The 25568-nt window shown below is 46.5% G+C and carries 25 protein-coding genes; 19 read left to right on the top strand and 6 right to left on the bottom strand.

Going from position 1 to position 25568, the window contains the following annotated elements:
- Nucleotide 1: 1 nt before the first annotated feature.
- Together folP and glmM are read left to right on the top strand one after the other, a co-directional pair.
- On the top strand, nucleotides 2–877 hold the full coding sequence (folP, locus tag AOC32_RS06560) for a dihydropteroate synthase (RefSeq protein WP_108508701.1): 876 nt from the start codon (nucleotides 2–4) through the stop codon (nucleotides 875–877).
- A 6-nt stretch (nucleotides 878–883) separates the two neighbouring features.
- Nucleotides 884–2224: a phosphoglucosamine mutase gene (gene glmM, locus AOC32_RS06555; protein ID WP_108508700.1), complete on the top strand. Its 1341-nt coding sequence runs from the start codon at nucleotides 884–886 to the stop codon at nucleotides 2222–2224.
- Here glmM and AOC32_RS09775 read toward each other — a convergent pair.
- On the bottom strand, nucleotides 2221–2391 hold the full coding sequence (locus AOC32_RS09775) for a hypothetical protein (protein WP_159074915.1): 171 nt from the start codon (nucleotides 2389–2391) through the stop codon (nucleotides 2221–2223). The two genes, glmM and AOC32_RS09775, sit on opposite strands and share 4 nt — an antisense overlap.
- A 205-nt stretch (nucleotides 2392–2596) precedes the next feature.
- Between AOC32_RS09775 and ppk2 the strand changes: the two genes are divergently transcribed.
- Genes ppk2 through AOC32_RS06540 form a run of 3 tightly spaced genes read left to right on the top strand, consistent with a single transcriptional unit; the run spans nucleotide 2597 to nucleotide 5347 of the window.
- Nucleotides 2597–3502: a polyphosphate kinase 2 gene (ppk2, locus tag AOC32_RS06550; protein WP_108508699.1), complete on the top strand. Its 906-nt coding sequence runs from the start codon at nucleotides 2597–2599 to the stop codon at nucleotides 3500–3502.
- A gap of 22 nt (nucleotides 3503–3524) precedes the next feature.
- A complete protein-coding gene (locus AOC32_RS06545; RefSeq protein ID WP_108508698.1) occupies nucleotides 3525–3710 on the top strand; it encodes a hypothetical protein in 186 nt (61 codons plus the stop codon).
- 26 nt (nucleotides 3711–3736) lie between these two features.
- On the top strand, nucleotides 3737–5347 hold the full coding sequence (locus tag AOC32_RS06540) for an FMN-binding glutamate synthase family protein (RefSeq protein ID WP_108508697.1): 1611 nt from the start codon (nucleotides 3737–3739) through the stop codon (nucleotides 5345–5347).
- Here AOC32_RS06540 and AOC32_RS06535 read toward each other — a convergent pair.
- A complete protein-coding gene (locus AOC32_RS06535; protein WP_108508696.1) occupies nucleotides 5340–5993 on the bottom strand; it encodes a ceramidase domain-containing protein in 654 nt (217 codons plus the stop codon). The two genes, AOC32_RS06540 and AOC32_RS06535, sit on opposite strands and share 8 nt — an antisense overlap.
- A 104-nt stretch (nucleotides 5994–6097) precedes the next feature.
- Between AOC32_RS06535 and AOC32_RS06530 the strand changes: the two genes are divergently transcribed.
- Nucleotides 6098–7309: a glycerophosphodiester phosphodiesterase family protein gene (locus tag AOC32_RS06530; protein ID WP_108508695.1), complete on the top strand. Its 1212-nt coding sequence runs from the start codon at nucleotides 6098–6100 to the stop codon at nucleotides 7307–7309.
- Nucleotides 7310–7650: 341 nt separating this feature from the next.
- Here the strand turns inward: AOC32_RS06530 and AOC32_RS06520 are convergent, their stop codons facing one another.
- Nucleotides 7651–7923, bottom strand: coding sequence for a hypothetical protein (locus tag AOC32_RS06520; protein WP_108508693.1), 273 nt, complete (start codon nucleotides 7921–7923; stop codon nucleotides 7651–7653).
- A gap of 214 nt (nucleotides 7924–8137) precedes the next feature.
- On the opposite strand from AOC32_RS06520, the gene AOC32_RS06515 reads away from it, so the two are divergent.
- On the top strand, nucleotides 8138–10036 hold the full coding sequence (locus tag AOC32_RS06515) for a PhoX family protein (RefSeq protein ID WP_108508692.1): 1899 nt from the start codon (nucleotides 8138–8140) through the stop codon (nucleotides 10034–10036).
- A 3-nt stretch (nucleotides 10037–10039) separates the two neighbouring features.
- Here AOC32_RS06515 and AOC32_RS06510 read toward each other — a convergent pair whose 3' ends face one another.
- Entirely contained in the window at nucleotides 10040–10981 is a 942-nt protein-coding gene (locus tag AOC32_RS06510; protein WP_159074914.1) for a metallophosphoesterase, read from the bottom strand.
- Between the two features lie 45 nt (nucleotides 10982–11026).
- Between AOC32_RS06510 and AOC32_RS06505 the strand changes: the two genes are divergently transcribed.
- The 9 genes from AOC32_RS06505 to phoR all read left to right on the top strand — a co-directional run bounded on the left by AOC32_RS06505 (nucleotide 11027) and on the right by phoR (nucleotide 18862).
- Entirely contained in the window at nucleotides 11027–11233 is a 207-nt protein-coding gene (locus AOC32_RS06505) for a GDCCVxC domain-containing (seleno)protein (RefSeq protein WP_108508690.1), read from the top strand.
- A 177-nt stretch (nucleotides 11234–11410) separates the two neighbouring features.
- Nucleotides 11411–12100, top strand: coding sequence for a hypothetical protein (locus AOC32_RS06500; protein ID WP_108508689.1), 690 nt, complete (start codon nucleotides 11411–11413; stop codon nucleotides 12098–12100).
- Between the two features lie 183 nt (nucleotides 12101–12283).
- On the top strand, nucleotides 12284–13321 hold the full coding sequence (gene pstS / locus AOC32_RS06495) for a phosphate ABC transporter substrate-binding protein PstS (RefSeq protein WP_108508688.1): 1038 nt from the start codon (nucleotides 12284–12286) through the stop codon (nucleotides 13319–13321).
- 71 nt (nucleotides 13322–13392) lie between these two features.
- Nucleotides 13393–14379: a phosphate ABC transporter permease subunit PstC gene (gene pstC, locus AOC32_RS06490; protein WP_108508687.1), complete on the top strand. Its 987-nt coding sequence runs from the start codon at nucleotides 13393–13395 to the stop codon at nucleotides 14377–14379.
- Nucleotides 14379–15242, top strand: a complete 864-nt coding sequence (gene pstA / locus AOC32_RS06485) for a phosphate ABC transporter permease PstA (RefSeq protein ID WP_108508686.1) — start codon at nucleotides 14379–14381, stop codon at nucleotides 15240–15242. The genes pstC and pstA overlap by 1 nt, the downstream gene beginning before the upstream one ends.
- Nucleotides 15239–16084 (top strand): phosphate ABC transporter ATP-binding protein PstB, encoded by an 846-nt coding sequence (gene pstB / locus AOC32_RS06480; RefSeq protein ID WP_234409715.1) that lies wholly within the window; start codon nucleotides 15239–15241, stop codon nucleotides 16082–16084. Before pstA ends, pstB begins: the two co-directional genes overlap by 4 nt.
- 12 nt (nucleotides 16085–16096) lie before the next feature.
- A complete protein-coding gene (gene phoU / locus AOC32_RS06475; RefSeq protein WP_108508685.1) occupies nucleotides 16097–16801 on the top strand; it encodes a phosphate signaling complex protein PhoU in 705 nt (234 codons plus the stop codon).
- A gap of 3 nt (nucleotides 16802–16804) precedes the next feature.
- On the top strand, nucleotides 16805–17515 hold the full coding sequence (gene phoB, locus AOC32_RS06470; protein WP_108508684.1) for a phosphate regulon transcriptional regulator PhoB: 711 nt from the start codon (nucleotides 16805–16807) through the stop codon (nucleotides 17513–17515).
- Between the two features lie 51 nt (nucleotides 17516–17566).
- Nucleotides 17567–18862, top strand: coding sequence for a phosphate regulon sensor histidine kinase PhoR (phoR, locus tag AOC32_RS06465; protein ID WP_108508683.1), 1296 nt, complete (start codon nucleotides 17567–17569; stop codon nucleotides 18860–18862).
- On the opposite strand, the gene ppk1 is transcribed toward phoR, so the two are convergent.
- Nucleotides 18828–20921, bottom strand: a complete 2094-nt coding sequence (gene ppk1, locus AOC32_RS06460) for a polyphosphate kinase 1 (protein ID WP_108508682.1) — start codon at nucleotides 20919–20921, stop codon at nucleotides 18828–18830. The genes phoR and ppk1 overlap by 35 nt on opposite strands.
- 75 nt (nucleotides 20922–20996) lie before the next feature.
- Here ppk1 and AOC32_RS06455 point away from each other — a divergent pair, with 75 nt between their 5' ends.
- The 3 genes from AOC32_RS06455 to AOC32_RS06445 all read left to right on the top strand — a co-directional run bounded on the left by AOC32_RS06455 (nucleotide 20997) and on the right by AOC32_RS06445 (nucleotide 24639).
- A complete protein-coding gene (locus AOC32_RS06455) occupies nucleotides 20997–22565 on the top strand; it encodes a Ppx/GppA phosphatase family protein (protein ID WP_234409714.1) in 1569 nt (522 codons plus the stop codon).
- Nucleotides 22566–22802: 237 nt separating this feature from the next.
- The gene (gene corA / locus AOC32_RS06450; protein WP_108508681.1) at nucleotides 22803–23765 is read left to right on the top strand and encodes a magnesium/cobalt transporter CorA; all 963 of its coding nucleotides are present in this window, start codon (nucleotides 22803–22805) and stop codon (nucleotides 23763–23765) included.
- A gap of 91 nt (nucleotides 23766–23856) precedes the next feature.
- Nucleotides 23857–24639, top strand: coding sequence for a 3-hydroxybutyrate dehydrogenase (locus tag AOC32_RS06445; RefSeq protein ID WP_108508680.1), 783 nt, complete (start codon nucleotides 23857–23859; stop codon nucleotides 24637–24639).
- An 18-nt stretch (nucleotides 24640–24657) separates the two neighbouring features.
- On the opposite strand, the gene fabI is transcribed toward AOC32_RS06445, so the two are convergent.
- On the bottom strand, nucleotides 24658–25416 hold the full coding sequence (gene fabI, locus AOC32_RS06440) for an enoyl-ACP reductase FabI (protein WP_108509371.1): 759 nt from the start codon (nucleotides 25414–25416) through the stop codon (nucleotides 24658–24660).
- Nucleotides 25417–25568 lie beyond the last annotated feature (152 nt).

The following is a 25568-nucleotide window of genomic DNA, read 5'->3' as shown; positions in this document are numbered from 1 at the left end:
CATGTCGTATTTATCATCGCCCGTGGCATGGCGCTGCGGGCGTTTTCTTTTTGAGTTCCCCACCAATCAGCGTAGACGCCCATTGGTGATGGGCATCCTCAATGCCACACCGGATTCCTTCTCGGATGGCGGACGTTTTTATCAACGCGATGCAGGCCTTGCTCAAGCAGAAAAAATGCTTGCTGCGGGCGTTGACATCATCGATATTGGTGGAGAGTCCACCCGACCAGGAGCTGAACCCGTTGGCTTACAAGAGGAGCTCGATCGCGTCTTACCGGTGATTGAAGAGCTCAAGGATTGCGGTGTTGCGTTATCGATCGACACCTATAAGCCACAAACGATGCAAGCAGCTCTTGCCATGGGCGTTGATTGCGTCAATGACATTTGGGCTTTGCGACAAGCGGGAGCAGTCGATGCCATCAAATCAAGCCAATGTGGCATTGTGTTGATGCATATGCAGCGTGATCCTCAAACGATGCAATTTGATCCCAACTACGAACATGTGGTTCAAGAGGTGCAGGCATTCCTATTGGAGCGCGCTGCAATCATCGAGGAGGCGGGAGTTAGTTCCCAACGCATTGCAATCGATCCCGGATTTGGCTTTGGTAAAAGCCTTGAGCACAACTATCAGTTATTGGCACACATGAGCGTATTTACAGAGCATGGCTACCCGGTCTTAGCGGGCCTATCTCGTAAGTCGATGCTGGGCAAGGTCACCAATCTTGAGGTGGGCGAGCGTTTGATCCCGAGTATTGCGGCAGCCATATTGGCAGTGGAGCGTGGTGCCATGATTGTGCGCACTCACGATGTACCCGAGACCGTGAGCGCGCTTCAGGTTTGGCAGGCTATGCGAGAGCAAAGCACCTCAGTTTTATAATGAAGCATGACTAAAAAATATTTTGGGACCGATGGCATTCGGGGTGAAGTTGGCATTCCTCCTATCGTTCCGGAGTTTATGTTGCGCCTCGGTTACGCTACTGGTATGGTGCTTAAGCGCCATGGCAAGCCCAATGAGCGTCAACGCATCCTAATTGGTAAAGACACGCGGGTCTCAGGCTATTTGCTCGAAGCTGCCTTGGAGTCTGGGTTCTCTGCAGCCGGGGTCGATGTCACCTTGTGCGGTCCAATGCCGACTCCTGGGGTCGCTTATCTCACCAAAGCACTGCGCTTATCTGCTGGTGTGGTGATCTCTGCTTCGCATAATCTCTATCAAGATAACGGTATTAAGTTTTTTAATGGCAAAGGCGATAAGTTCTCCGATGCGATCGAGCTTGAGATTGAAGCAGAGCTCGAGAAACCGATGGGCTGTGTTAGCTCCGACAAAATTGGTAAGGCATTTCGTTTGGATGATGCGGCAGGGCGCTACATTGAGTTCTGCAAATCCACTTTTCCACAAGACCTAAATCTTAAAGGATTGAAGATTGTGGTCGATTGCGCCAATGGCGCTGCCTATCACACCGCACCCCCAGTGTTTCATGAGCTCGGCGCTGAGGTGATTGCGATTGGAGTAGAACCCAATGGCAAGAACATCAACGATCATTGCGGTGCAACCGCACCCGCTGCGCTGATTGCCAAAGTGAAGGAAGTGAATGCCGATATTGGGATCGCCCTCGATGGTGATGCCGATCGCCTGCAAATGGTGGATCAAAGTGGGCGTCTCTTCAATGGCGATGAGCTCCTCTACATCTTGGCCAAAGATCGCTTAGAGCAAGGCAAGGTAATTGGCGGAGTAGTGGGTACCTTGATGACGAACTTAGCAATTGAAGTTGCCATCAAGAAAATGGGTCTTGGATTTGAGCGAGCCAAGGTCGGAGATCGCTACGTACTTGAGCTCTTACAAGCCAAGCAGTGGGTGATTGGCGGTGAAGGTTCAGGGCATCTTTTATGTTTGGATCAACACAGCACTGGCGATGGCACGATTGCAGCCCTGCAAGTGCTCGCAGCGATGCAACAAAAGCAACAATCCTTAAACGAACTGCTAGATGGCATCGCTATCTATCCGCAAGTGCTCATCAATGTGAAGACCAATCCAAATTATCAGTGGCAGACTGATCAAAAGCTCAATGCGATGGTCAGCAAGGTCGAGCAAAGCTTGATTGGTAAGGGCAGGGTTCTGATCCGACCCTCAGGAACCGAGCCAGTTCTGCGTGTGATGGTTGAGGCCAATGAGCAAGCCCTAGCCCAAGCAAGCGCCGAGGCAATTGCAAAGGAAGTCAGCGTTTAGTTTTCCCAATCGGTGTCCACTTCATTCTGTTGGATATCCATCTCGCGTTTCATCTTACGATTAATGAGGTATTGCCAGATCAAGCGATCTTTCACTTGATGGTCAATATCGTAGTGCTTGAACTGATTCTCAAGCTCAGCAATCGCAATCTTATCTTTGTTTTGCATGGCGTGTCTCCGTATCGATCTTAGGTCGAACTTTATCCAGACTCCCAAAAAAACCGCCCACAAGGGGCGGATCAAAAACAACATGAAGGGAGATCAAGATCATGATCTCCAATGATGACACTGTGATGTCAGTTTTGTGTCAGCAATTGAATTGTCATATTGGAGTCATAGGGATTTTGTAAGGTAACACTCAAAGGAGCAAACTGTGAAGATAAACCAGGAAGAACTTTCTGAGTGGTACAAAAAAGCCCAAGATGAAATCCTTGATGACTTAGATGAGGAGCTTGAGCTCGAGCTCGATGATCAGCGATTGGGGGGTGATGGCGATGGCCTCACTTCACTAAACCGCCAGTTTTACTTTCGGGAGCTTTTTCGTCTTCAAAAAGAGCTCATCAAATTACAAGACTGGGTAGTTCATCAAAAACTCAAGGTCGTAGTTCTGTTTGAAGGTCGTGACTCAGCGGGTAAGGGCGGCGCTATTAAACGCATTACTCAGCGCCTAAATCCACGGGTTTGCCGAGTGGTTGCCTTATCTGCGCCATCGGAGCGGGAGAAGACTCAGTGGTACTTCCAGCGCTATATTGCACACTTGCCGGCAGCAGGCGAAATCGTTTTATTTGATCGCAGTTGGTATAACCGCGCTGGCGTTGAGAAGGTCATGGGCTTTTGTACCGATAAAGAGTATCGGGAGTTCCTTGAGACCGTTCCCGAGTTTGAAAAAATGATCATCGGCTCCGGAATTATCTTAATCAAGTACTGGTTCTCGATTTCCGATGAGGAGCAATACAACCGCTTCACCCAACGTATCAACGATCCCTTAAAGCAATGGAAATTAAGCCCTATGGATTTGGAATCTAGACGGCGCTGGGAGGATTACACCAAAGCGAAAGAGGCAATGCTGGAGGCTACTCATCGACCTGCAGCACCTTGGTGGGTGGTGGCTGCGAATGATAAAAAGCGCGCTAGACTTAATTGCATCCATCATTTGCTTGCGCAAATCCCGTATCAGGAGATTGAGCATCCTCATATTGTTCTACCTGAGCGTGTACATAATCCGGATTACATTCGCGGACCAGTACCAAAAGAAATGTACGTACCAGATATTTACTAATTTCATTTAAAAAGGGGCTGTGATGCGGGATCAAATGATTGCATTTATGAAACAGTTACGAGCGGGCGAGGGAATCTCCTTAGAAGAGTTTCGCAATCTAACCTACAAAGAACGAGAGTTCCTATTCAATGAAATCCAGTACTGGTGCCTTTATGAGAAGGATGACCCCGCCTCATTTGCGGCTGGAAAAATTCCAAACGCTGAATAAACGACCCTCTTGATTTAACTGCAAGCATGTCGCGCTATTTTGTTTGGCAGCTTAGCGGTATCCTAGCCCTGCTATTCCTTGGATTGATAATTGCGAATGGGGAGTTGCTGTGGTGGATTTTGATGGCGGTCTCTCTCACCATTTTTGGGGTAGGGATTGTTGACCAGATCCAAACAAAGCATTCATTGCTTCGCAATTACCCTGTGATTGGGCATCTGCGGTTTTGGCTCGAGTTTATTCGGCCCGAGATTAGACAGTACTTTATTGAGTCAGATCGCGAGAAGTTGCCTTTCTCTCGAAATCAGCGTGCCTTAGTTTATCAACGCTCCAAGAATGTTTCTGATCAGCGGCCCTTTGGCACCATTGATGATGTCTACCAACCCAATTACGAGTGGTTGAGTCAAAGTAGTACCCCGTTAGATGTGTCGCAGATAGAGGATCTGCGGGTGCAGATTGGGAATGAGCAATGCGCAATGCCATACTCAGCATCACTATTTAATATCTCAGCCATGAGTTTTGGCTCATTGTCAGCCAATGCCATACTCGCTTTAAACAAGGGAGCTAAGCTGGGCGGCTTTGCGCACGATACCGGTGAAGGATCGGTCTCACCCTATCATTTGCAGAACGGTGGAGATCTGATTTGGGAAATTGGATCGGGCTACTTTGGTTGCCGCACCCCTGCAGGACAATTTGATATTGATCTCTTTGCGCAAGTTGCACAATTGGATTCCGTCAAGATGATTGAAATCAAACTTTCTCAGGGGGCAAAACCAGGCCACGGAGGCGTGCTACCGGCTGCCAAGATTACCCCCGAAATCGCGTTCACCCGCAAAATCCCGATGGGTCAGGATTGTATTTCTCCGGCAGCACACTCTGCGTTTAAAACCCCAATTGAAATGTTAGAGTTTGTCACTGCCTTGCGTGCACGATCGGGCGGTAAGCCCATTGGCTTCAAACTGTGCATTGGTCAACCTGGCGATTGGTTTGCCATCGTGAAGGCAATGCTTGAAACTGGTATCTACCCAGACTTTTTTGTAATCGATGGTAGTGAAGGTGGTACTGGTTCAGCCCCCACTGAATTTGTTGACCATGTGGGTATGCCGATGCGGGATGGCTTGCGTTTGGTTCATGCGACTTTGATTGGGGTTGGTCTTCGAGATCACGTTCGCATTGGTGTAGCAGGCAAGATTATTTCTGGATTTGATATGGTTCGTGTCAGTGCTCTGGGGGCCGATTGGTGTAACTCAGCGCGCGGTTTTATGTTCGCTCTGGGTTGTATTCAGTCGCGCTCTTGCAATACCGACCAATGCCCAACCGGTGTTGCTACTCAAAACCCCTTACGGCAACGATCTTTAGATCCGGTTGATAAGGCGCAACGCGTCTATAACTTTCATCAAAATACCCTGAAGGCATTGCGCGGACTATTGGCCTCAGCTGGGATCTCGCATCCGCGCTATCTCACGCCCCAGATGATGATGTGCCGAAGCGGTAGTTATCAATCTGAGTATTTGGCCTCATTGATTCTGGATCTTGACGAGGGCGCCTTATTGCAACGTAACGGTGCACAAAAACTCAATCAGTTCCAGGCGGGTCTGGGTGATGCTTGGACTAGTTCCAGCGCAAGTCGCTTCAGATAGTTGGTTTTGAGGTATTGCGCGTTAAGCAAAGGCCATAGCTGGTTAAATAGAGTGTCAGACCATTGAGTACATGCCATAGCCAGTGGGTACTAAAGCCAGAATCGCACAAGGGCAGGTCGAGCTGACGGCTCAGGAGCGAGAAAGGGAACACCAAGACTGCCAGCCATAAATAGCGTGCAGCGATAGGATTGGAATACTGAGTGATCACGGCATAGAGCAGCAGTGCTGACCAAGCCCCCAAATACATTCCAGGGGGAGCCCAAGGGAACACGGGCTTCACAGCATTGATTGCTAATTGACAAAGCGCAATCAGAATAAAGAGCCCAATCACCGATCCGATTGGAGTCCAGCGCGAGCCCCAAGACCATTGTTTTGGGATTAGATATGCAAAGCTGATTAAGTACAGTGCGATCGCAAGAACATCTAAGAGACCCGTTAGTCGATTAGCAAAAGTATGAAAGCTAAAGCTACCTAGACCAATCAGAATGAGCAAAATAGCCATTAACCTAGAGCGCGGTGATCCTATTCGCCAAATAAGAAATCCTGCGATGATGAACGCTAAGTTGGTGATCGCATTGATTGGCTCAGACCAAAAGCTGGCATCTAAGCGCTCGCAATAGATATCGATTGGGCTCAATAGCTGCATAGTGATTTGCTATGCATAAAACAAGTCAATTCATAGTTATGAAGCATTCGTCATCATCTTGTCATAAAGAATTTTAAATATAGCTAGTAATAATATTGAATCGTATGATAAAAAAATTAATACTTTTGATTCTGACAGGAATCTTCTGTTCGCCGATCATTGGTCAAGAGCATCAATATGGTGTTAGACCATTCATCTTAATTGAGGCAATGCCAGAAAGTCCCTTAAAAAATAAATTGTCAAGCTGTAGGAATCAATTACCTAAAAAATCGAATTTCTCAATCGCTCACCGTGGTGCCCCTTTGCAGTTTCCAGAGCATACTTTGGAGTCAAATTTTGCGGCGTATTTAATGGGAGCAGGTATTTTTGAATGCGATGTTACATTTACAAAAGATAAGCAATTGGTGTGTCGTCATGCCCAAAATGATCTTCATACAACAACGAATATTTTGCTTACTCCTTTAGCCAACCAATGCACCAAATCGTTCAACCCAGTTTCAGATAAAAATCCAGCATCTGCTGAGTGTCGAACTTCTGATATTACTTTGACCGAGTTTAAAACTTTAAAAGGAAAGATGGATGGTTTTAATCGACAGGCTAAAGATAGAGCAGAGTTTATGAAAGGAACCCCATCTTGGCGGACGGATCTTTATGTAAATCGTGGGGGAACTTTATTAACGCATCGTGAGTCTATAGAGCTATTTAAAAAATTTGGAGGAAAGTTCACGCCAGAACTTAAAGCCCCATCTGTTCCGATGCCATATCAAGGATTTTCCCAAGAGCAATATGCTCAAGCATTAATTGATGAGTACAAAATGATGCGAATTCCCGCAAGGGATGTCTTTCCACAATCATTTAACTTAAATGATATTTTGTATTGGATAAGGAATGAACCAGAGTTTGGTAAACAAGCGGTTTATTTAGACGATCGTTATTTGCTCAAAAATTTTAACCCTGCAAAACCAGAAGAACTGAAACCAACAATGCAGGAGCTTTATCAGCTGGGTGTCCGCTATATTGGTCCCCCGATTTGGGTGTTACTGACTTTAAATGATCGTAATCAAATCATTCCTTCTGAATATGCAAAAGTAGCAAAAGCGGCAGGATTAAATATCATTACATGGACTCTAGAGCGAGACGGCCCCTTAGTAAACGGCGGTGCTTGGTATCATCAGTCGATTAAGGGCGCAATCAATAACGATGGTCAAACCTTTGAGGTGCTCGATATACTAGCTCAACAGGTTGGTGTGAAGGGGGTATTTTCGGATTGGCCAGCTACCGTTACGTATTACGCAAATTGTATGGGTCTGCAGTGAAATCTAAATGGCAAATGCTAAAGATGTGTGTAACGGGTTCTCATTGATGAATGGTTACTAGAGGCCCGCTGCATAAATCATTTATAAGTTCCAAGTGACTCATAACAATTCAAGATGCCTTAACGCCTTATCGTTTGTTTTTTCGACTAATTCAATCGTAGCTTCATCAGTAATATTTTCATCAATACAGTGATGAAAAAAATCAATAATAGGAAATTATGAATTCCTAAGTCCGATGCAATTTCAATCGCATCAGAAGGGTTTTCTGCCTCAATCACTATTTTTGTTTCAACCTTAAAAGTGACAGGAACGATGTATTTATTCATAAGATAAATAGTTCATTAAGGTGTTTCAATAAAGTAGCGTCCCAAGTGATCTAAAAGCAATGAATCAACCACGATAAAGTCGTGCTCAATGATGCTCACATGATGTAGTTGTTCAATAAATTGACGTGTTGCATAGAATTCAGAAAGTTGAAAGTGGTTATCATCTTCCGCATCCCATGATTTAAACCGATAGACTCGAATTTTTTCAGAGTTAATAACTACAACCCCAAAAAATGGAATGGGTTCGATTTCAGCGTTAATACGATCTTCGGTAGTGAAAGTTGTCATCCTTATCCTAGGTTATGCTCAATATATTCATTACTTTTGATGCATTTGGAGTCATGAAAGACGTACCTATTGGATAGTTGCTCACTAACATGACAACTTTATTAAGCCATTGTGAAAGTTAGCCCCTAGAATGCGCAGACGCCATATCGAATATCTATTCATAAAATTGTCATTAATTCGTTTGAATATATAAATTCTTACTACGAGGTGACCCATGAATGAATTCGATAACCCGATTGTTAATCAGCGATTTGATCCTGCCCAAGCCATTACCGAGCAATCGCAGCGTCGCTTATTTCTGAAATCGAGTGCTGCAGTAGTTGCGCTCTTTGGATCTAATTTTGGATTTGCACAAACTGCAAAATCCGTGTGGGGCGCAGCCAAACCGTTTACCTTTGAATCCGTCCCACTTAGCATGGCAACGGATGGTATTGTGGTTCCCAAAGGATACCGCTGGGCAGTATTGGCAGCTTGGGGAGATCCAATTAACGGTAAGTTTCCGGTGATTTCCTACGATGTGATTAATACACCTGAGCAGCAAGCCAAACAATTTGGTATGCACCATGACGGTTGTGCATTCTTTCCCGATCAAGGTTCTTCCAATAAAGGCTTATGGGTTGTTAATCACGAATACACCGACGATGGACTCTTGCATCCAGATGGCATGAAGAACTGGTCATTGGAGAAGGTCAGAAAAAGTCAGGCTGCACATGGTGTCACGATTGCACATATTCAAAAGGATGAGAAGGGAAGTTGGCAAGTGGTCTCAGGACCCTATACCCGTCGCATTACTGGCTACACTCCGTGCGCTATCTCAGGCCCAGCCGCTGGCAGCCAGTACCTGCAAACCGCATCCGATCCCAAAGGTCGTTTGGCCTTAGGCACGATTAACAATTGCGCAAATGGTGTAACGCCATGGGGTACTTACCTGACCTGCGAAGAGAACATTAACGGATACTTTGTGAAGAAGGGGAAGGTATCCAAGGAAGAACAGCGCATTGGTATTAATGCTAAAGGCTTTGGATACCGCTGGGAAGAGTTTGATGAGCGCTTTAACGTGGATCTCAATCCCAATGAGCCCAATCGCTTTGGTTGGGTCGTTGAAATTGATCCACGTAATCCCGATCAAGCACCGATCAAGCGCACCGCATTAGGGCGCTTTAAGCACGAGGGTGCTGAAGTGACCTTGGCGAAGGATGGACGGGTGGTGGTGTATATGGGCGACGATCAGCGCGGTGAATATGTGTATCGCTATGTCAGCAAGAATAAGTATCAACCCAATCAACCCGAGCTTAATCGCACACTTCTCGATGAAGGCACCTTATCGGTTGCACAGTTTTCTGATAATGGGGAAGGTCGATGGATTCCTTTGGTATTTGGGCAAAATGGCTTAACTCCAGAGAACGGTTTTGCCGATCAAGCATACATCTTGGTTGAAACACGTTTAGCGGCTGATCAGGTGAAAGCAACTCCTTTGGATCGCCCGGAGTGGGTAGCGGTTCATCCAACCGCGAAAGATGTTTATGTAGCACTGACCAACAACAATCAGCGTGGCAAAGAGTTTCCTGTTAATGCTGCTAGTCCCCGTGCGAATAATTTGATGGGGCACATCATCCGCTGGCGGCCACGTCAGCAGGACGCAGCGAATGATCGATTCGATTGGGAGATCTTTGTCTTGGCAGGTGACCCTGATAACACCGACCCCAACTTAAAAGGGAACATTCGGGGGGATGTGTTTGGCTCACCCGATGGTTTGTGGTTTGATCAACGCGGTATCTTATGGACTCAGACCGATATCTCTTCTGGAGCTCTTGGGAAGGGCGCCTATGCACGGATTACCAACAATATGATGTTTGCTGCAGACCCGGTGACGCGCGAGTTTAGGCGTTTTCTAATTGGTCCAAATGGCTCTGAGGTGACTGGCGTCGATCTAACACCGGATTACAAAACGATGTTTGTCAATATTCAACACCCTGGCGAGAGTCCGAGTGAGCGCAGTAATCCCGATAAGCCAAAAGCATTTAGTGACTGGCCGGATCGCAAGTTGTTCTCGCGACCACGTTCAGCAACGATTGTGATTTGGCGCGAGGACGGCAAGCCCGTCGGAGCATAGTCGCTAACGAATCACCAGTGGACGAAAACTAAAGGGGCTGCGCTTACCTGAATCGATGGTGATTTCAAGCGCTTCAACTTGATGATCACCCATCACTTGTATTCGATAGGCACGCTCAATAACGCGTTTCGTACCCGGGTGTTTGAAGGGCTGATCAATGATGAGTTGATGGCTATCGCCATGGATTACCAACGCGGGTTTATTCCATTGCGATAAGAGTTGATTGAGACGGGCAATCGTATCGCGTAACCCACTTTTTGATGAACTTGCTTGCTCAGGGGAATAAAATAAATCTGCTTGCATCGCAATTACCAGATGATCGAGTGCACGCTCCTGTGCAACTTTAACAACATAATCAAGCCAAGCAAGATTAGCGCGATTGCGCATGGCGTATTCACTTGCATTCTCAAAATTATTGTTTGAGCCAACCACGTGCACTGTCGCAAAGAGAGTGGCGCCACTGACCCAGTAGGCATTCTCGACAAAGAGTTTATGTGCCGGATCAATATCTGCTTGCCGAATTAGGCGCAGAGGCTTTTTCCCCAAGCTGTTGTTATTCGGAAAATACAACTCTCGAATAAATTGCAAGCGCTCCTCTGGATTAAATGAACCAGCTGACGGGCGATGGCAATCGGTCCATTCGTTATCACCAGGCGTATAAATTAATGGGTTCTCAAAGCGATTGAAGGATTTCCAGATGGATTCAAGATAGGCATTGGTGCAGGGCGAACCACCACTTTTAGTATCACCGACAAAGATCGTGAATGCGGGATTGGTCTGATTGATTTCAGTGATGAGATTGATAAACGCAGCTTCGTCGGCAGAGCGATAGGGCATGTCACCAAGCGTCACAAATCGAATTGGATTAGCGTTAGCTGGCGCTAGAGTCAGGCAAGCAACGCTAAGGAGAGCGGTGGTCAGAATATAACGCAGATTATTTTTCATTGATTTCATCAGATTGAAATAATTCCACAGGAAAATCGCACGGTAATGATGAATCAATTCATGCAAGCAACGCTAACGTGTCCCCACTGCCAAGCAACCGAAGTTATCTCGGTCGATACCAGCGATAGTAAGCAATTTCATCAATGTGCGCATTGCCATCGTCCCTATGGCGTTAGTAAAAATGATTGCTGCATTTTGTGTAGTTACGGGGATGTGCTGTGCAGTCAAGTCGATCAAAACCTCGCCTCTTAAAAAAAGACCGCCCACTCGGGGCGGTGATAACAACTTTCAGGGAGTGCATTCATTATGAATTTACTCTGTGACCGTTTCATGTCAGGTTCATGACAGCCCAATGATTGTGCAGCGCAGCAATTTATTGTCATATTGCTTTGGTAGACTGGGTTTCCTTAAATTGTCCCGAGGTCTGGAATGAAAAAGCCGTCTGAAGCCGCAAAGAAAGCCAAAGCGAAAGAACTCTTTACTCTCTCACACAAGTTACTTGATGCTGCCAAGCAGCTAAGCGAGCATCATGCTGCGGAGTTGCGCTACAACATGCAGCAAGCCATGGAAGCAGCCAAAACGGCAGCGCAAAAGGATGTCACGAAGTTACAGGCCATGCAGAAGAAGGCTGCTGATGATGCGGCTAAGCGAATGAGCGTTTATCAGAAGAAGGTAAAAGCAATCCTCAAAGATATTGGTACTGAGGCAGCCGATGGGGCAGAGAAGCACTTTGATCGTGCACGCGATGCCATTAGCGATTGGATTAAAGAGGCCGATAAGAAGATCCCCATGGGTGGTGAGAAGCTTGCCAAGGTCGTTCGTGAGGTGTCAGACGCTGGCGCCAAAGTATTCAAGGAAGGACGTAAAGCTGTTGCCGATGCGGTCGAACTTGCTGAAAAGAACATTGAAAGTGTGGCAAAGAAGGCGAGCAAAACCGTTCAATCCAAGGTGGCTAGCAAGAAAAGGGCGCCTACCAAGAAATTAGTACCCCGGCAGTCTCCTGCGGTAAAGAAAAAGACTCCCGTCCGGAAGGCTCCTGCAAAGAAGGCTGCGGTCGTACCAGCTAGTTCGGCGGTTGCCGCACCTGCGGCAGGTAATCCCCCAAGCAATCCAGCATAAGCCAGTGCTCCCCCTCAAAATCTGAGGGGGAATTAATATCGTCATTCGTAGGAAATATTTCCTAAGCGATTGATTTATATTGATTTTTTATATTCCCCATGCCCTAAGTTGTCATTAAAGCGTCATATTTCCTATTTATCGTTCAGCTATCGCGACGTGCGAGAACCATTTAAAGGAAGATAAATGACGATTACCTTGAAAAAAGCCCTAGCAGTAGCGGCTCTTTCCATGACCACCGCTGGTTTTGCTCCTGCAGCCTTTGCACAGGAAATTACTGGCGCTGGCGCTAGTTTCCCATTCCCTATTTATGCCAAGTGGGCTGAAGCTTATAAAGCCCGTACTGGTGTTAGTTTGAACTACCAATCAATTGGTTCCTCAGGCGGTATCAAACAAATTAAAGCCAAGACTGTAGACTTTGGTGCAACTGATAACCCAGTGAAGTTTGAGGATCTACAGGCCGATGGATTGGTTCAGTTCCCCGCAATTATTGGCGGTGTAGTGCCAATCATTAACTTAGACGGTATCAAGCCAGGCCAAATTCGTTTAGACGGTCAAACCTTGGCTGATATTTTCCAGGGCAAGATCACCAACTTCAATGACAAGCGCATTGCTGATCTGAACCCAGGCGTGAAGATTCCTGCTGGTGAGATTACCGTAGTTCACCGTGCAGACGGATCTGGTACTACTGCAATTTTCACTGACTACTTGGCTAAAGTAAGCGCAGACTGGAAATCGGCTGTTGGTGCTGGTGCTGCTGTGAAGTGGCCTGCTGCTTCATCGGTTGGTGGTAAGGGTAACGAAGGTGTTGCTGCGAACGTATCACGTGTGAAGAACTCGATTGGCTATGTTGAGTATGCGTACGCCAAGAAGAACAATATGACCCACGTTCAGTTGCGTAACCAAGCCGGTCAATTTGTCCAGCCGGATGACCTAACCTTTGCTGCTGCAGCTGCTGGTACAGATTGGGCGAAGATTCCTGGTATGGGAACCTTTATTACCAATGCGCCTGGTGCAACATCATGGCCAATCACTGGTGCTTCATTCATCCTCATGTACAAAGATCCAGCAAACAAGGCTCGCTCTGCTGAAGTAATTAAGTTCTTTGACTTCGCCTTCAAAGAGGGTAATAAGATGGCCGCTGAGTTGGACTATGTTGGCATGCCAAACGCAACAACCGACTTCATTCGTAAGAACGTTTGGAATCAAATTAATACCAAGTAATTCCGTTATTAACTATCTTAAGATCAGCCCCGGTTTATCTGGGGCTGATTTTGTCAGAAAAGGTTTAATTCATGGAAGCAGTATTGAATACTAATGCGGTAAGTGATTCAGTTTTGAGTATTGCAAAACGGCAACGTTTCTTAGATCAACTTTTTAAATTTGCCACTCAGTTTTTTGCACTTTCTGTTCTTCTGACCTTACTTGGCATCATCGCTTCATTGATTTTTAATGCTGCGCCTGCTTTAAGTAAATTTGGTTTTGGATTCTTCACTAATGTTGAATGGGACATCATTAACGGTGAGTTTGGTGGATTAATTGCAATTTACGGAACAATTATTACTTCCGTGATTGCCTTGTTAATTGCGGTCCCCTTAAGCTTTGGAATCGCCGTCTTTCTAACTGAGATGTGCCCAACGATTTTGAAGCGTCCTCTTGGAACCGCGGTTGAGATTTTGGCTGCCGTACCATCGATTATTTACGGTATGTTCGGCCTATTCATTTTTGCACCTTTATTTGCTGAGTACATTCAGCCTGCGTTAGCTGCGACCTTGGGTCAGATACCGGGACTTGGTATTTTGTTCTCAGGCGCTTTTAATGGAATTGGTATTTTGTGCGCTGGATTAATTCTGGCAATGATGGTTCTACCATTCATTGCTTCGGTGATGCGCGATGTGTTTGAGATCGTTCCACCGGTTCTTAAAGAGTCTGCATACGGGATTGGCTGTACCACCTGGGAGGTGGTTAAGAATGTAGTATTGCCATACACGAAGACTGGTGTGATTGGCGGAATTATGTTGGGCTTGGGACGCGCCTTAGGTGAGACCATGGCAGTTACCTTCGTCATTGGTAATGCACATAAGATTTCCCCTTCACTATTTGCTCCTGGAAACTCGATCGCGTCAACCTTAGCCAATGAGTTCGGCGAGGCAGAAGTCGGCCTGCATTATTCCTCACTATTTGCCCTTGGCCTAGCCTTATTTGTCATCACATTTGTTGTTCTAACCTTGGCGAAAATTATGTTAATGCGCATGGAAGCGAATCAAGGAGCGAAGACCTAATGAGCACCAGCACTCGCGACCCTTCTTTATTTGCTAAGCGTAAGCGAGCAAATGCTTTTGGCTTGACCTTTTCAATGGTGGCCATGTCCATCGGAATGGTGTTCTTGCTTTGGATCTTGGCAATTTTGTTATGGAAAGGCTTTGCAGCAATTAGCCCGTCTTTATTCTTACAAATTTCTCCCGCTCCCGGAACTCCCGGGGGTGGACTATCTAATGCAATCGTCGGTAGTTTGATGATGGTATTTTTCTGCGCATTCTTTAGTACGCCGATTGGAATCTTGGCGGGTATTTACTTGTCAGAATATGGCGAGAATAACAAGTTCTCTGAGGTCACCCGTTTTGTGACCGATATTATGCTGTCAGCCCCTTCGATTGTGATTGGCCTCTTTGTCTACGCAATCATTGTGTATAACGTGAAGCATTTTTCGGGCTGGGCTGGAACTGTGGCACTTTCGCTGATTGCAATCCCAGTAGTTGTTCGTACCACTGAAAACATGTTGAAATTGGTGCCCACCACACTCCGTGAAGCAGCATTCGCATTAGGTGCGCCGAAGTGGAAGGTCTCAATGAGCGTGGTCTTGCGCGCGGCGAAGAGTGGTGTGATCACGGGTGTGTTGTTGGCGATCGCGCGTGTAAGTGGCGAAACAGCACCATTGCTCTTTACAGCCCTTAATAATCAGTTCTTCTCAACCAATATGAACGGCCCAATGGCAAACTTGCCAGTAATGATTTTCCAATTTGCGATGAGCCCCTATGATAATTGGGTTCATTTGGCTTGGGGTGGCGCACTCTTAATTACATTCACAGTTTTAGGTTTAAACATTCTAGCCCGCGTATTATTGCGTGAAAAGGTAAGCGTATGACAACTACTATGAAATCGATGTTTCATTCGGATATTAATCAGTCCGGTACGGAAGCTGGGCAGATCGCACAAGCTAACGAGGCCGCAGCGGTTAATGCACTGCAGATTAAAAATCTGAACTTCTTCTATGGAAGCTTTCAGGGCCTCAAGAATATCAACCTTGATATTTTGGAGCGTCGGGTGACGGCCTTTATTGGGCCATCCGGTTGTGGTAAATCGACCTTATTGCGCACCTTAAATCGCATGTATGACCTCTATCCAGGCCAGCGTGCTGAGGGCGAGATCAATTTCTACGGTGAGAATATTCTTGAAAAGGGCAAGGACGTTAACTTGCTCCGCTCACGCATTGGTATGGTCTTCCAAAAGCCAACGCCATTTCCAATGTCCATTTATGAGAACATTGCCTTTGGTGTGCGCTTATACGAGCGCCTTTCTAAAGCTGAAATGGATGAGCGTGTCGAGTGGGCCTTAAATAAGGCGGCTCTTTGGACTGAAGCCAAAGACAAGCTCAATCAGAGTGGTTTATCGCTCTCTGGTGGCCAGCAGCAGCGTCTCTGTATTGCCCGCGGCGTAGCGGTCAAGCCATCCATTTTGCTGTTGGACGAGCCCACCTCCGCTTTAGATCCAATTTCGACCGCCAAGATCGAAGAGTTGATCAATGAGCTCAAGAAGGATTACACGATTGCGATCGTGACCCATAATATGCAACAGGCTGCCCGTGTATCGGATTTCACTGCGTATATGTACCTTGGTGAGTTGATCGAATACGGCAAGACCGACCAAATCTTTATTAAACCCGCTAAGAAAGAAACCGAAGACTACATCACCGGACGCTTTGGTTAATTAGGAGACACTATGATCGACCGCCATCTCTCATCACAATTTGATGAAGACTTAAATTCGCTATGCAGTAAGTTGCTGCAAATGGGTGGTTTAGTGGAATCGCAAATTGAAGTAGCGATGCGCGGCTTCTCTGAGACCAATCTTGATTTATGCAATCAGGTTATTGATCGTGAGAAATCAGTCAACGCTTTAGAGATTGAGATTGACTCTGAGTGTGCAGAAGTCATAGCTCGACGCCAACCAACTGCCCGCGACTTACGATTGGTGATGGCGATATCAAAGGCAATCACTAATTTAGAGCGTGCCGGTGATGAGGCTGAGCGAGTAGCAAAGCGTTCGAAGTCTATTATCGAGCAGTCAGCTAATTACAAGATTAATGTTGCTGAAATCAAACTCTCTGGCCAAATGGCAATTGATCTTCTAAGACAGTCGCTTGATTGTTTTGCTCGTCTTGATGCGGTAGGTGCTGCCAAGGTAGTGGAAGATGATAAGCAGATCGATGAAGAGTTCAGGGGTTTTGTGCGTAAGCTCATTACTTATATGGTTGAAGATCCAAAGATGACATCGACGGGGTTGGATCTACTATTTATTGCAAAAGCAATTGAGCGAATTGGCGATCATGCAAAGAATATTGCTGAGTTTGTGATCTATATTGTGAAGGGTTCGGACGTGCGTCATGTGCCCCATGATGACCTGGTTCGCGAAGCAACTAAATAACTTATGCCCCATCGCATTCTGATTGTTGAAGACGAACCTTCGATTGCAGAACTAATTGCGGTTAACTTAAGTCATTCAGGATTTACGGTCGATCGTGCCTTGCAGGCTGATGAGGCAATGCGGATGATCCGTGTTCATCGACCTGATCTTTTGATTTTGGATTGGATGATGCCCGGTAAGTCAGGGGTGCAATTTACGAAAGAGCTACGCGCGAGCCCTGAGTTACAAAATATTCCGATTCTGATGCTCACCGCCAAGGGGGCGGAGGCCGATAAGATTCAGGGGCTGGATTCTGGAGCGGATGATTACGTTACGAAGCCCTTTTCACCCAAGGAGCTCATTGCTCGAGTGAAGGCATTACTGCGACGAAATTCGGTCTTGGGGCTTGGTGAGGAGGTCTTAAAGTTAGGCCCCATGCAATTGGATCCTGCAACCCATCGGGTCACTGTGTCTCATCCGGGTGCAAAAGATCAGTTTGTTAATTTAGGACCAACGGAATTTCGTTTACTTCAGTTCTTTATGAGTAATCCAGAGCGGGTTCATTCCCGTTCGCATCTCCTCGATCGGGTCTGGGGTGACCAGGTTTACATTGAGGAGCGGACTGTCGACGTTCACATTAAGCGCTTGCGTTCAGCCTTATCCGAAGCCAATTGTGATCAATACATTGAGACCGTGCGCGGTAGCGGCTACCGAATCACTAAAACCCCAGGTTAGAATATCTGCCTAATTTTTGAGCATCCCTCCAAGATGCTCTAAGATGTTGCCATGCTTTCTGGATTTCTGCGCCTTATCCCGATCCTTGTGCTCGCTGGTATTGCTGGCCTAATCGGTGAGGCATTCTTAGCCGATGAGCTCGGGTGGTTGCTGGCCGTATTCATCATTGTGTTGAGCCTCTTTATCGCTTACGTTAATCAATCGCGTTTAGATGTTTTTGTGAAGGGTGCTGGGATTTCTCATCTGTCTGGATTTGGCGGCGCCTGGGCGGAGATCTTTTTTAAGCTCCAACGCATTATTACTGGCTTGCGTAAAGATATTGAGCAGATTGAGCGTCAGCATAAGCGCTTTATTGAGGCCTTTCAGGCATCTCCCAATGGGATTGTGATGCTCGATGACCAGGATCAAATCGAGTGGTGTAATGCGATTGCAGAGCAGTTCCTCAGCATCCAGTTCAAGCGAGATGTCTTACAGCGGATTCACTATATCGTGCGTCGCCCTGAGTTTGTCCAGTACATTACGGCTCGCAAGTACGACGAACCGGTCGTGCTCGAGAAGATGGGGGCAAATGCGAGTCGGATTTTGCGTCTGCAAGCCTTTCCATTTTCTGAGAACCGGCGCTTGGTCTTGATTCAGGATATTACCGATTTGAACAAAGCCGAGGCCATGCGTCGTGACTTCGTAGCGAACGTTTCGCATGAGATGCGCACACCACTCACCGTCATGATGGGATTTTTGGAGACGGTTCAAACCCTTGATTTGCCACCGGAGCAAAACGCCCAATACCTTGAGATGATGATGGATCAGGGTAAGCGCATGAAAAACTTGGTCGAGGATCTCTTAACTCTGGCAAATCTCGAGGCTAATTCACAACCAGCTCCACTAAACAGCATTTCAATGAGCTATTTGATGTCGCTCATTAAAAATGATGCCTATGCCTTATCGCAGGGTAAACATGCTCTGAACTTCAATCTCAATACACCCTGTAATTTATTAGGTGAAGAGCGCGAGGTGTTATCGGCTTTTAGTAATTTAGTATCGAATGCAATCCGGTACACACCAGAAGTGGGATCGGTCACGGTCTCATGGAGTGTTAATTCTGCGGGTGAGGGTGAGTTCTCGGTAACCGATACAGGACCCGGGATTTCATCGGAGCACATTCCACGCTTAACTGAGCGTTTCTATCGGGTTGATCGAAGTCGCTCACGCGAAACCGGCGGCACTGGCTTGGGGTTAGCGATCGTAAAGCATGTGGCGAGCCGCCATCAAGCCCAGTTAGTGGTTGAGAGTACGCTTGGCAAGGGCAGTACCTTTACCCTGCGCTTTCCCCCCGAACGAATTTCTTAAGCAGTTCGAGCTGACCCACGATCGGGGTTTGGTTGATGCGCGGCTTACTCTTGACGTAACTACCATCGGGCTTCATGAGCCATGCTGAGGCATTGTCTTTGAGCAAAATCATCAAGCCTTCGTTAATCACCCGTTGCTTTAGTTTGGGATCTTTGACGGGGAAGGCGACCTCCACGCGGCGTAGCAGATTGCGCTCCATCCAATCTGCACTCGACAGATAGACCTGCTCAGAGCCACCATGGTAGAAGTAATAAATCCGGTGATGCTCTAAAAAGCGACCTACGATCGAGCGTACCTTAATGTTCTCGGAGAGGCCCTTGACCCCGGGGCGCAACGCGCAGACCCCGCGCACAATTAGATCAATCTTCACCCCGGCCTGCGAAGCTTTGTAGAGCTCTTCGATGATGGTCTTTTCTAAAAGAGCATTCATCTTGCCAATGATGCGCGCTTTCTTGCCTTGCTTCGCAGCCTTGGTCTCGGCACGAATGTGATGCACCAGTTGCTCGAGCATGGTGAAGGGGGCTTCCCACAGTTCTCGGGTCTCGAGCTGCATACCTGTACCCGTGAGTTGCTGAAAAACCTGATGCACATCTTTGGTGATGAGAGGATCGGAGGTCATTAAACCAAAATCGGTATAGAGCTTGGCGGTGCGAGGGTGGTAGTTACCGGTTCCAAGATGTGCGTAGCGCACCAGTGCGGTCTTACCTGACTTATGGATTTTCTCTTTCCGAACAATTAGTAAGAGCTTGGCATGGCATTTATGACCGACCACGCCGTAGACCACATGCGCACCCACTTCCTCTAAGCGCGCTGCCCAGTTGATATTGGTTTGCTCATCAAAACGGGCAAGAAGCTCGAGGACCACCGTAACCTCTTTACCATTTTGGGCTGCCTCAATTAGCGCTTCCATCACAGGCGATTTATCACCAGTCCGGTACACCGTTTGCTTAATGGCCAATACTTGAGGATCGCGACTGGCTTCGCGCAACAGATCTAAGACGGGCTCAAAGCTTTCATAGGGATGATGCAAGAGTAAATCAGACTGTTTGATACGCTCAAAGAATGAGATAGCGCCATTACCTGTGCCACGTTTAAATGGTATGGCGGGGATATGAGGTTTAAAGACCAATTTGGGTTGATCCACCAAATCAGGAAGCTGCGCAAGGCGGACTAAATTGACTGGGCCATTGACACGGTAACAATCGCGCATATCCAGATTGTTCTCTTTACAAAGGCGTTGTAACAAGGCTTCTGGGATATTGATGTTTGCTTCAAGTCGCACCGCATCGCCTAAGTGACGGGTAGGCAGTTCACCCTGCAAGGCTTGACGTAAATCGGTGATCTCATCATCGGATACAAAGAGATCAGAGTTGCGTGTGACCCGAAATGGATAACAGCCAATGACAGCCATCCCTGGGAACAGTTGACCCACAAAGGCCTGAATAAAGGAGGATAAAAACACAAACGTGTCTTGATTACCCGCGAGGCGATGAGGTATTTTGATTAGACGAGGCAGTGAGCGCGGCGCTTGCACGACAGCAAGATTAGCCTTACGGCCAAACGCATCTTTACCCTCGAGCTGAACAATAAAGTTTAAACTCTTATTGATGACGCGCGGGAAGGGATGAACGGGATCGAGCGCAATGGGTGTGAGCAATGGAAAGAGCTCTTCTTTAAAAAAGTCTTCAGCCCAAACACGTTGGTTGTGATTCCAGTAATCCGGCAGTAAAAACTGGATACCTGCTTTGCGCAACTGCGGTATCAAGACCTGTTGATAGAGCTGGTATTGGCGATCGACGAGCGCGTGCGCGTGTTGAGAGACTAAGTCATAACTCTCTGCAATGGTACGCCCATCAGAACCCTCTTTTGAGGGGTTGTCGCTGAGCTGTTCTTTGATACCCGACATCCGAATCTCAAAAAACTCATCGAGATTACTTGAGACAATACTTAAAAAGCGAATGCGCTCCAGAAGGGGGATCTTCGGATCCTCGGCTTGCGCCAGAACTCTTGAATTAAACTCGAGGATACCGATTTCACGGTTTAGTAATAAAAGTGTCATATCTCTTTATATTTCACAAATGTGTCACTTTTATTTCATAAAATACTATATCAAATTAACTAGCAATTTCATATCGTGTCTAAGACCAGCACCTCCAATAAGCCCGGACTAGACCTAGTGGCCGCCGTTGACCTCGGCTCCAATAGCTTTCGATTACTTATCTGCCAGGCCTACATTACCCCCTCCGGGATGCAATTACGTACCATCGATACCTTGCGTGAGCCGGTTCGCTTGGCAGCAGGCCTAACCCCCGGCAAGGTCTTGGATGAGGAGGCAATGGAGCGGGGCTTAGGCGCAATTCGACGCTTTGGGGAGCGCTTGCGGGGCTTTCGGCCTGAACAGGTGAGAGCCGTTGCCACCAATACCTTACGGGTAGCGCGCAATGCCCAAAAGTTTGTGCAAGAGGCTCAGGTTGCTTTGGGATTTCCGATTGAAGTCATTGCTGGAGTGGAAGAAGCTCGCCTCATTTATATCGGCACCTCCCATGAGGCACCAGCTGTTTCAGGTAACCGCTTGGTGATCGATGTGGGTGGAGGGTCGAGCGAGTTCATTATTGGCAAGGGCTATGAGCCAAAACTCTTAGAGAGTCTTTATATCGGCTGCGTATCGCACAGCATCCGTTTTTTCCCCAATGGCACGATTGATCCCCACGCATTTAAAGAGGCAGAGCTAGCGGCACGCCGCGAGGTGCAAGTGATTAAAGGACGATTTAGTAAATCAGGCTGGAATCAGGTGATAGGTTCATCAGGAACGGCGCGTGCTTTATCGGATTTAATTGCCGACAATAAACTAAATGGTTCTGGGGAGAAATCGACCCTTGATCCCTTAGACAATAGCGGTGCGGGGGTGATTACCTTGCAAGGCCTCAAGGGGCTTAAGAAGCGCCTGCTGGATTTTGATCACATCGATCGCGTCAATCTCATTAACCTTAAGGATGATCGACGTCCCGTCTTACCGGGCGGACTATCCATCATGCTCGCCATCTTCGATGAGTTAGGTATCGAGCGTATGGAGGTCAGCGATGCCGCCCTCCGAGTGGGCGTGCTCTATGATCTATTAGGACGGACGCAACACGACGATATGCGCTTTGTGACCGTTGAGCAGTTTATGCAACGTTATGCAGTCGATCGTGAGCAGGCGCATCGCTTAGGGATGCTGGCGGCGGATTTCTTAGCCCAATTACCCAAGCCCAATCATGAGAGCCGTACCGATAACCTTGCCTTACTTGGCTGGTCAGCCAACTTACATGAGGTGGGATTATCCATCTCGCATAACGGCTATCACAAGCACTCGGCTTACATCGCCGCTAATGCCGATATGCCAGGGTTCTCCAAGAATGATCAAGCCCGACTGGCGGCGCTCTTATTGGGGCATACAGGCAAACTTGGCAAACTCTCAAACAATGCCAACTTCACCGACTGGCGGATGTTATTTTGCATTCGTCTAGCCCATGTCTTATGCCGTTCACGCATGGATGAGCATCTTCCCAAGGTGAAAGTAAAGAACCCCAATAGCGAGACCTTTGAAGTCGCGATTGACCGGCAGTGGGCCAATGCCCACCCCTTAACCGAGTTCAGTCTACGTAAAGAAGCGGCAGAGTGGGAACGCATTGGCTACCGCTACATCCTAAAGCTAACGGATTAAGAGAATTTTGAGTAATAAGATAACTTAACTTGATGTCTAGTGTCTCATTTACGTCATTAGATTACCGCAAAAAAATATCTCATCAATCCGAGGTAGAAACCTTTCCAGCCACAACTCACAACATAGGTTTATCAACGAAAAGGCGAAATAAATTTGTCATAAGCCTTAAATATGCTCATCGTTTAGATATTTAGTTTATCAATCTGATCTATCTTCATCACAAGGAGTGAGAGGTATATGTTGATTAATTGCGCTTCGTATAAAGACGGTCGAAAAGTAGCTGACTTAGACCCAAATTCCATCCGTTCACATTTAAGAAGCCCAAAGGAATTTGTATGGGTTGCCTCGTTAAATCCAGAGCTTGATGAGATAGGCCAGATGAAGGATGCATTTGATCTTCATCCACTTGCTGTTGAAGATGCCCTAAATGGTCATCAAAGACCAAAGATTGAAGAGTACGGAGACAGTTTATTTGCAGTTATACAAATACTTACTCTTAATGAGGAAATTGAAATTGGTGAACTCGACATTTTTGTTGGTGAGCACTACATCTATTCTGTCCGTAATCGATCGGAGGTGAAATTTTTAGGTGTTCGTGAACGATGTGAGAGGGAGCCGGAATTGCTAAAGCAAGGCTCAGGATTTGTAATGTACGCCTTGATTGATGCAGTAGTGGATCGATACTTTCCTATCGTTGATCATTTGGAAACTGAACTTGAAGAAATTGAAGATAAGTTATTTGAAAGAAATGTCACTCAAGATAATATCGAGAGACTTTATGATCTCAAGAAGAAGGTCATGATTGTTAAGCACGCGGTTACTCCGCTAATGGAGGCGGTAGGAAAATTTTCTGGGGGACGCGTTCCACCCATTCTCGTGAATTCAGTTGAATATTTTAGAGATTTATATGATCACTTATCGAGAATTAATTCAATTATCGAAGGCATGCGGGATGCAATCGCCACAGCAATCCAAGTCAGTTTTTCACAAATTACACTAGAGCAGAATATCGTGCAAAAAAGACTCGCAGCTTGGGCTGCAATTTTTGCAACTGCAACAGCCTTCGCAGGTATTTGGGGCATGAATTTTGAGTCAATGCCAGAGCTAAAGTGGCACTATGGTTATCCCTTGGCAATCGGAATCATTGTTCTAGCGTGCTCACTTTTGTATGTCCGCTTTAAACGGGCTGGCTGGCTCTAGTCGATACTTTTTAAAGGCATATTAATAATTTCATTAACTTGACATCTATTGAACGTATCTTGTAATTTTCAATTTTAAGTTGAGATGAATCATGCTTAAATCAAAAGTTGCATTAATAACTGGGTCTACGAGTGGAATTGGTTTAGGTATTGCACATTCTCTGGCAAAACAGGGGGCCGATATTGTGCTCAATGGTTTTGGTGCCATCAGCGAAATTGAGGAGTTAGTGGACTCTTTGTCAATGAAATACGATGTAAAAGTTTCATATCATCCTGCAAATATGGCAAACCCGGATGAGATAAAAGAAATGATTTCTTTTGTTGAGACAAATCTGGGCGGCGTAGATATTTTAGTTAATAACGCAGGTATTCAGCATCTTGCCCCTATCGATGAGTTCCCAACTGAAAAATGGGATGCAATTATTGCAATAAATCTATCTTCAGCATTTCATACGATCCGTTGCGCATTACCAAGCATGAAAAGCCGTGGATATGGACGAATTATCAACATTGCTTCTGTTCATGGGTTGGTCGGATCTGAGCATAAGTCAGCTTATGTTGCTGCAAAACATGGGTTAGTTGGTTTAACCAAGGTAGTTGCATTGGAGACGGCGCGATCCCCGATTACATGCAATGCCATATGTCCAGGGTGGGTTTTAACGCCCTTAGTCCAAGATCAGATCGAGTTGAGAGCATCAAATGAGTCAATTAGCGTTGAAGCTGCTAAAGACCAGTTGCTTTCAGAAAAGCAACCTTCTGCAGAGTTTGTTACTACTGAACAACTTGGCTCTCTGGTAGTCTTTTTCTGCTCAGAGGCTGCCGAACAAGTCAGGGGTGTAGCATGGAATATGGATGGCGGGTGGGTGGCGCAATAAGCATTTTTTCATGATGCCTTAGGCCATAATGTGCAAGCCTGCATCTACGTAAATGACATCCCCGGTCATTCCTGATGAACCTCCGCCCACCAGAAAACCGACGACTCTACCGACTTCTGCAATATCAACAATTCGTTTAGCAGGGCTTCGCTGAATTGCCATATTGATTAAGTCATTGAAGTCAGCAATACCAGATGAAGCTCGGGTTTTAATTGGTCCGGGCGATACTGCAAAGACTCGTATTCCATATTCACCAAGCTCTTTTGCTAAATATCGAACAGTCGCTTCTAGCGCTGCTTTTACAGGCCCCATGACGTTGTAGTGATCGACGACTTTTTCAGCCCCATAATAGGTCATCGTAATTATGGAACCTCCGTTATTCATTAAAGGTTGTGCGTAGTGTGCAATTTCAATCAATGAATGGCAGGAAATTTGCATAGCTTGTAAGAATCCCTCGCGCGAGCAGTCAGTCAAGCGGCCATGTAAATCATCGCGCGGGGCATATGCAATTGAATGGATCACAAAATCAAGGGAGCCCCATTGATTCTTAATTTCGTCAAATACGTTCTTAATTTGCTCGGGCTCGGTGACATCGAGAGGTAAAAGAATTGTGGCATCGAGTTGTTGAGCTAGGGGTGACACATAGGGTTTGGCTTTATCGTTAAGGTAGGTTAAAGCAATCTCAGCACCAAATGCTCGTAATTTTGAAGCACAACCAAACGCAATACTATCTTCATTAGCAACTCCAACGACTAGACCGCGTTTACCTTTAAGCATATCGCCAATGCGAGTGTTTTCATCCCAAACTTTGGGTAGTTGATCAAGCGGATGATTTGCATTCATGCATACATGATTACTTTCAATTGTGACAGTAATGTTTAGATTTCATGACGAGAGATTTTGTCGGGAATTATTCGTGAATTTATTTA

Source organism: Polynucleobacter acidiphobus, assembly GCF_003065385.1.
Lineage (GTDB): Bacteria > Pseudomonadota > Gammaproteobacteria > Burkholderiales > Burkholderiaceae > Polynucleobacter > Polynucleobacter acidiphobus.
The sequence above is the reverse complement of the archived record's forward strand: the minus strand, read 5'-3'. Positions and strand labels throughout refer to the sequence as shown.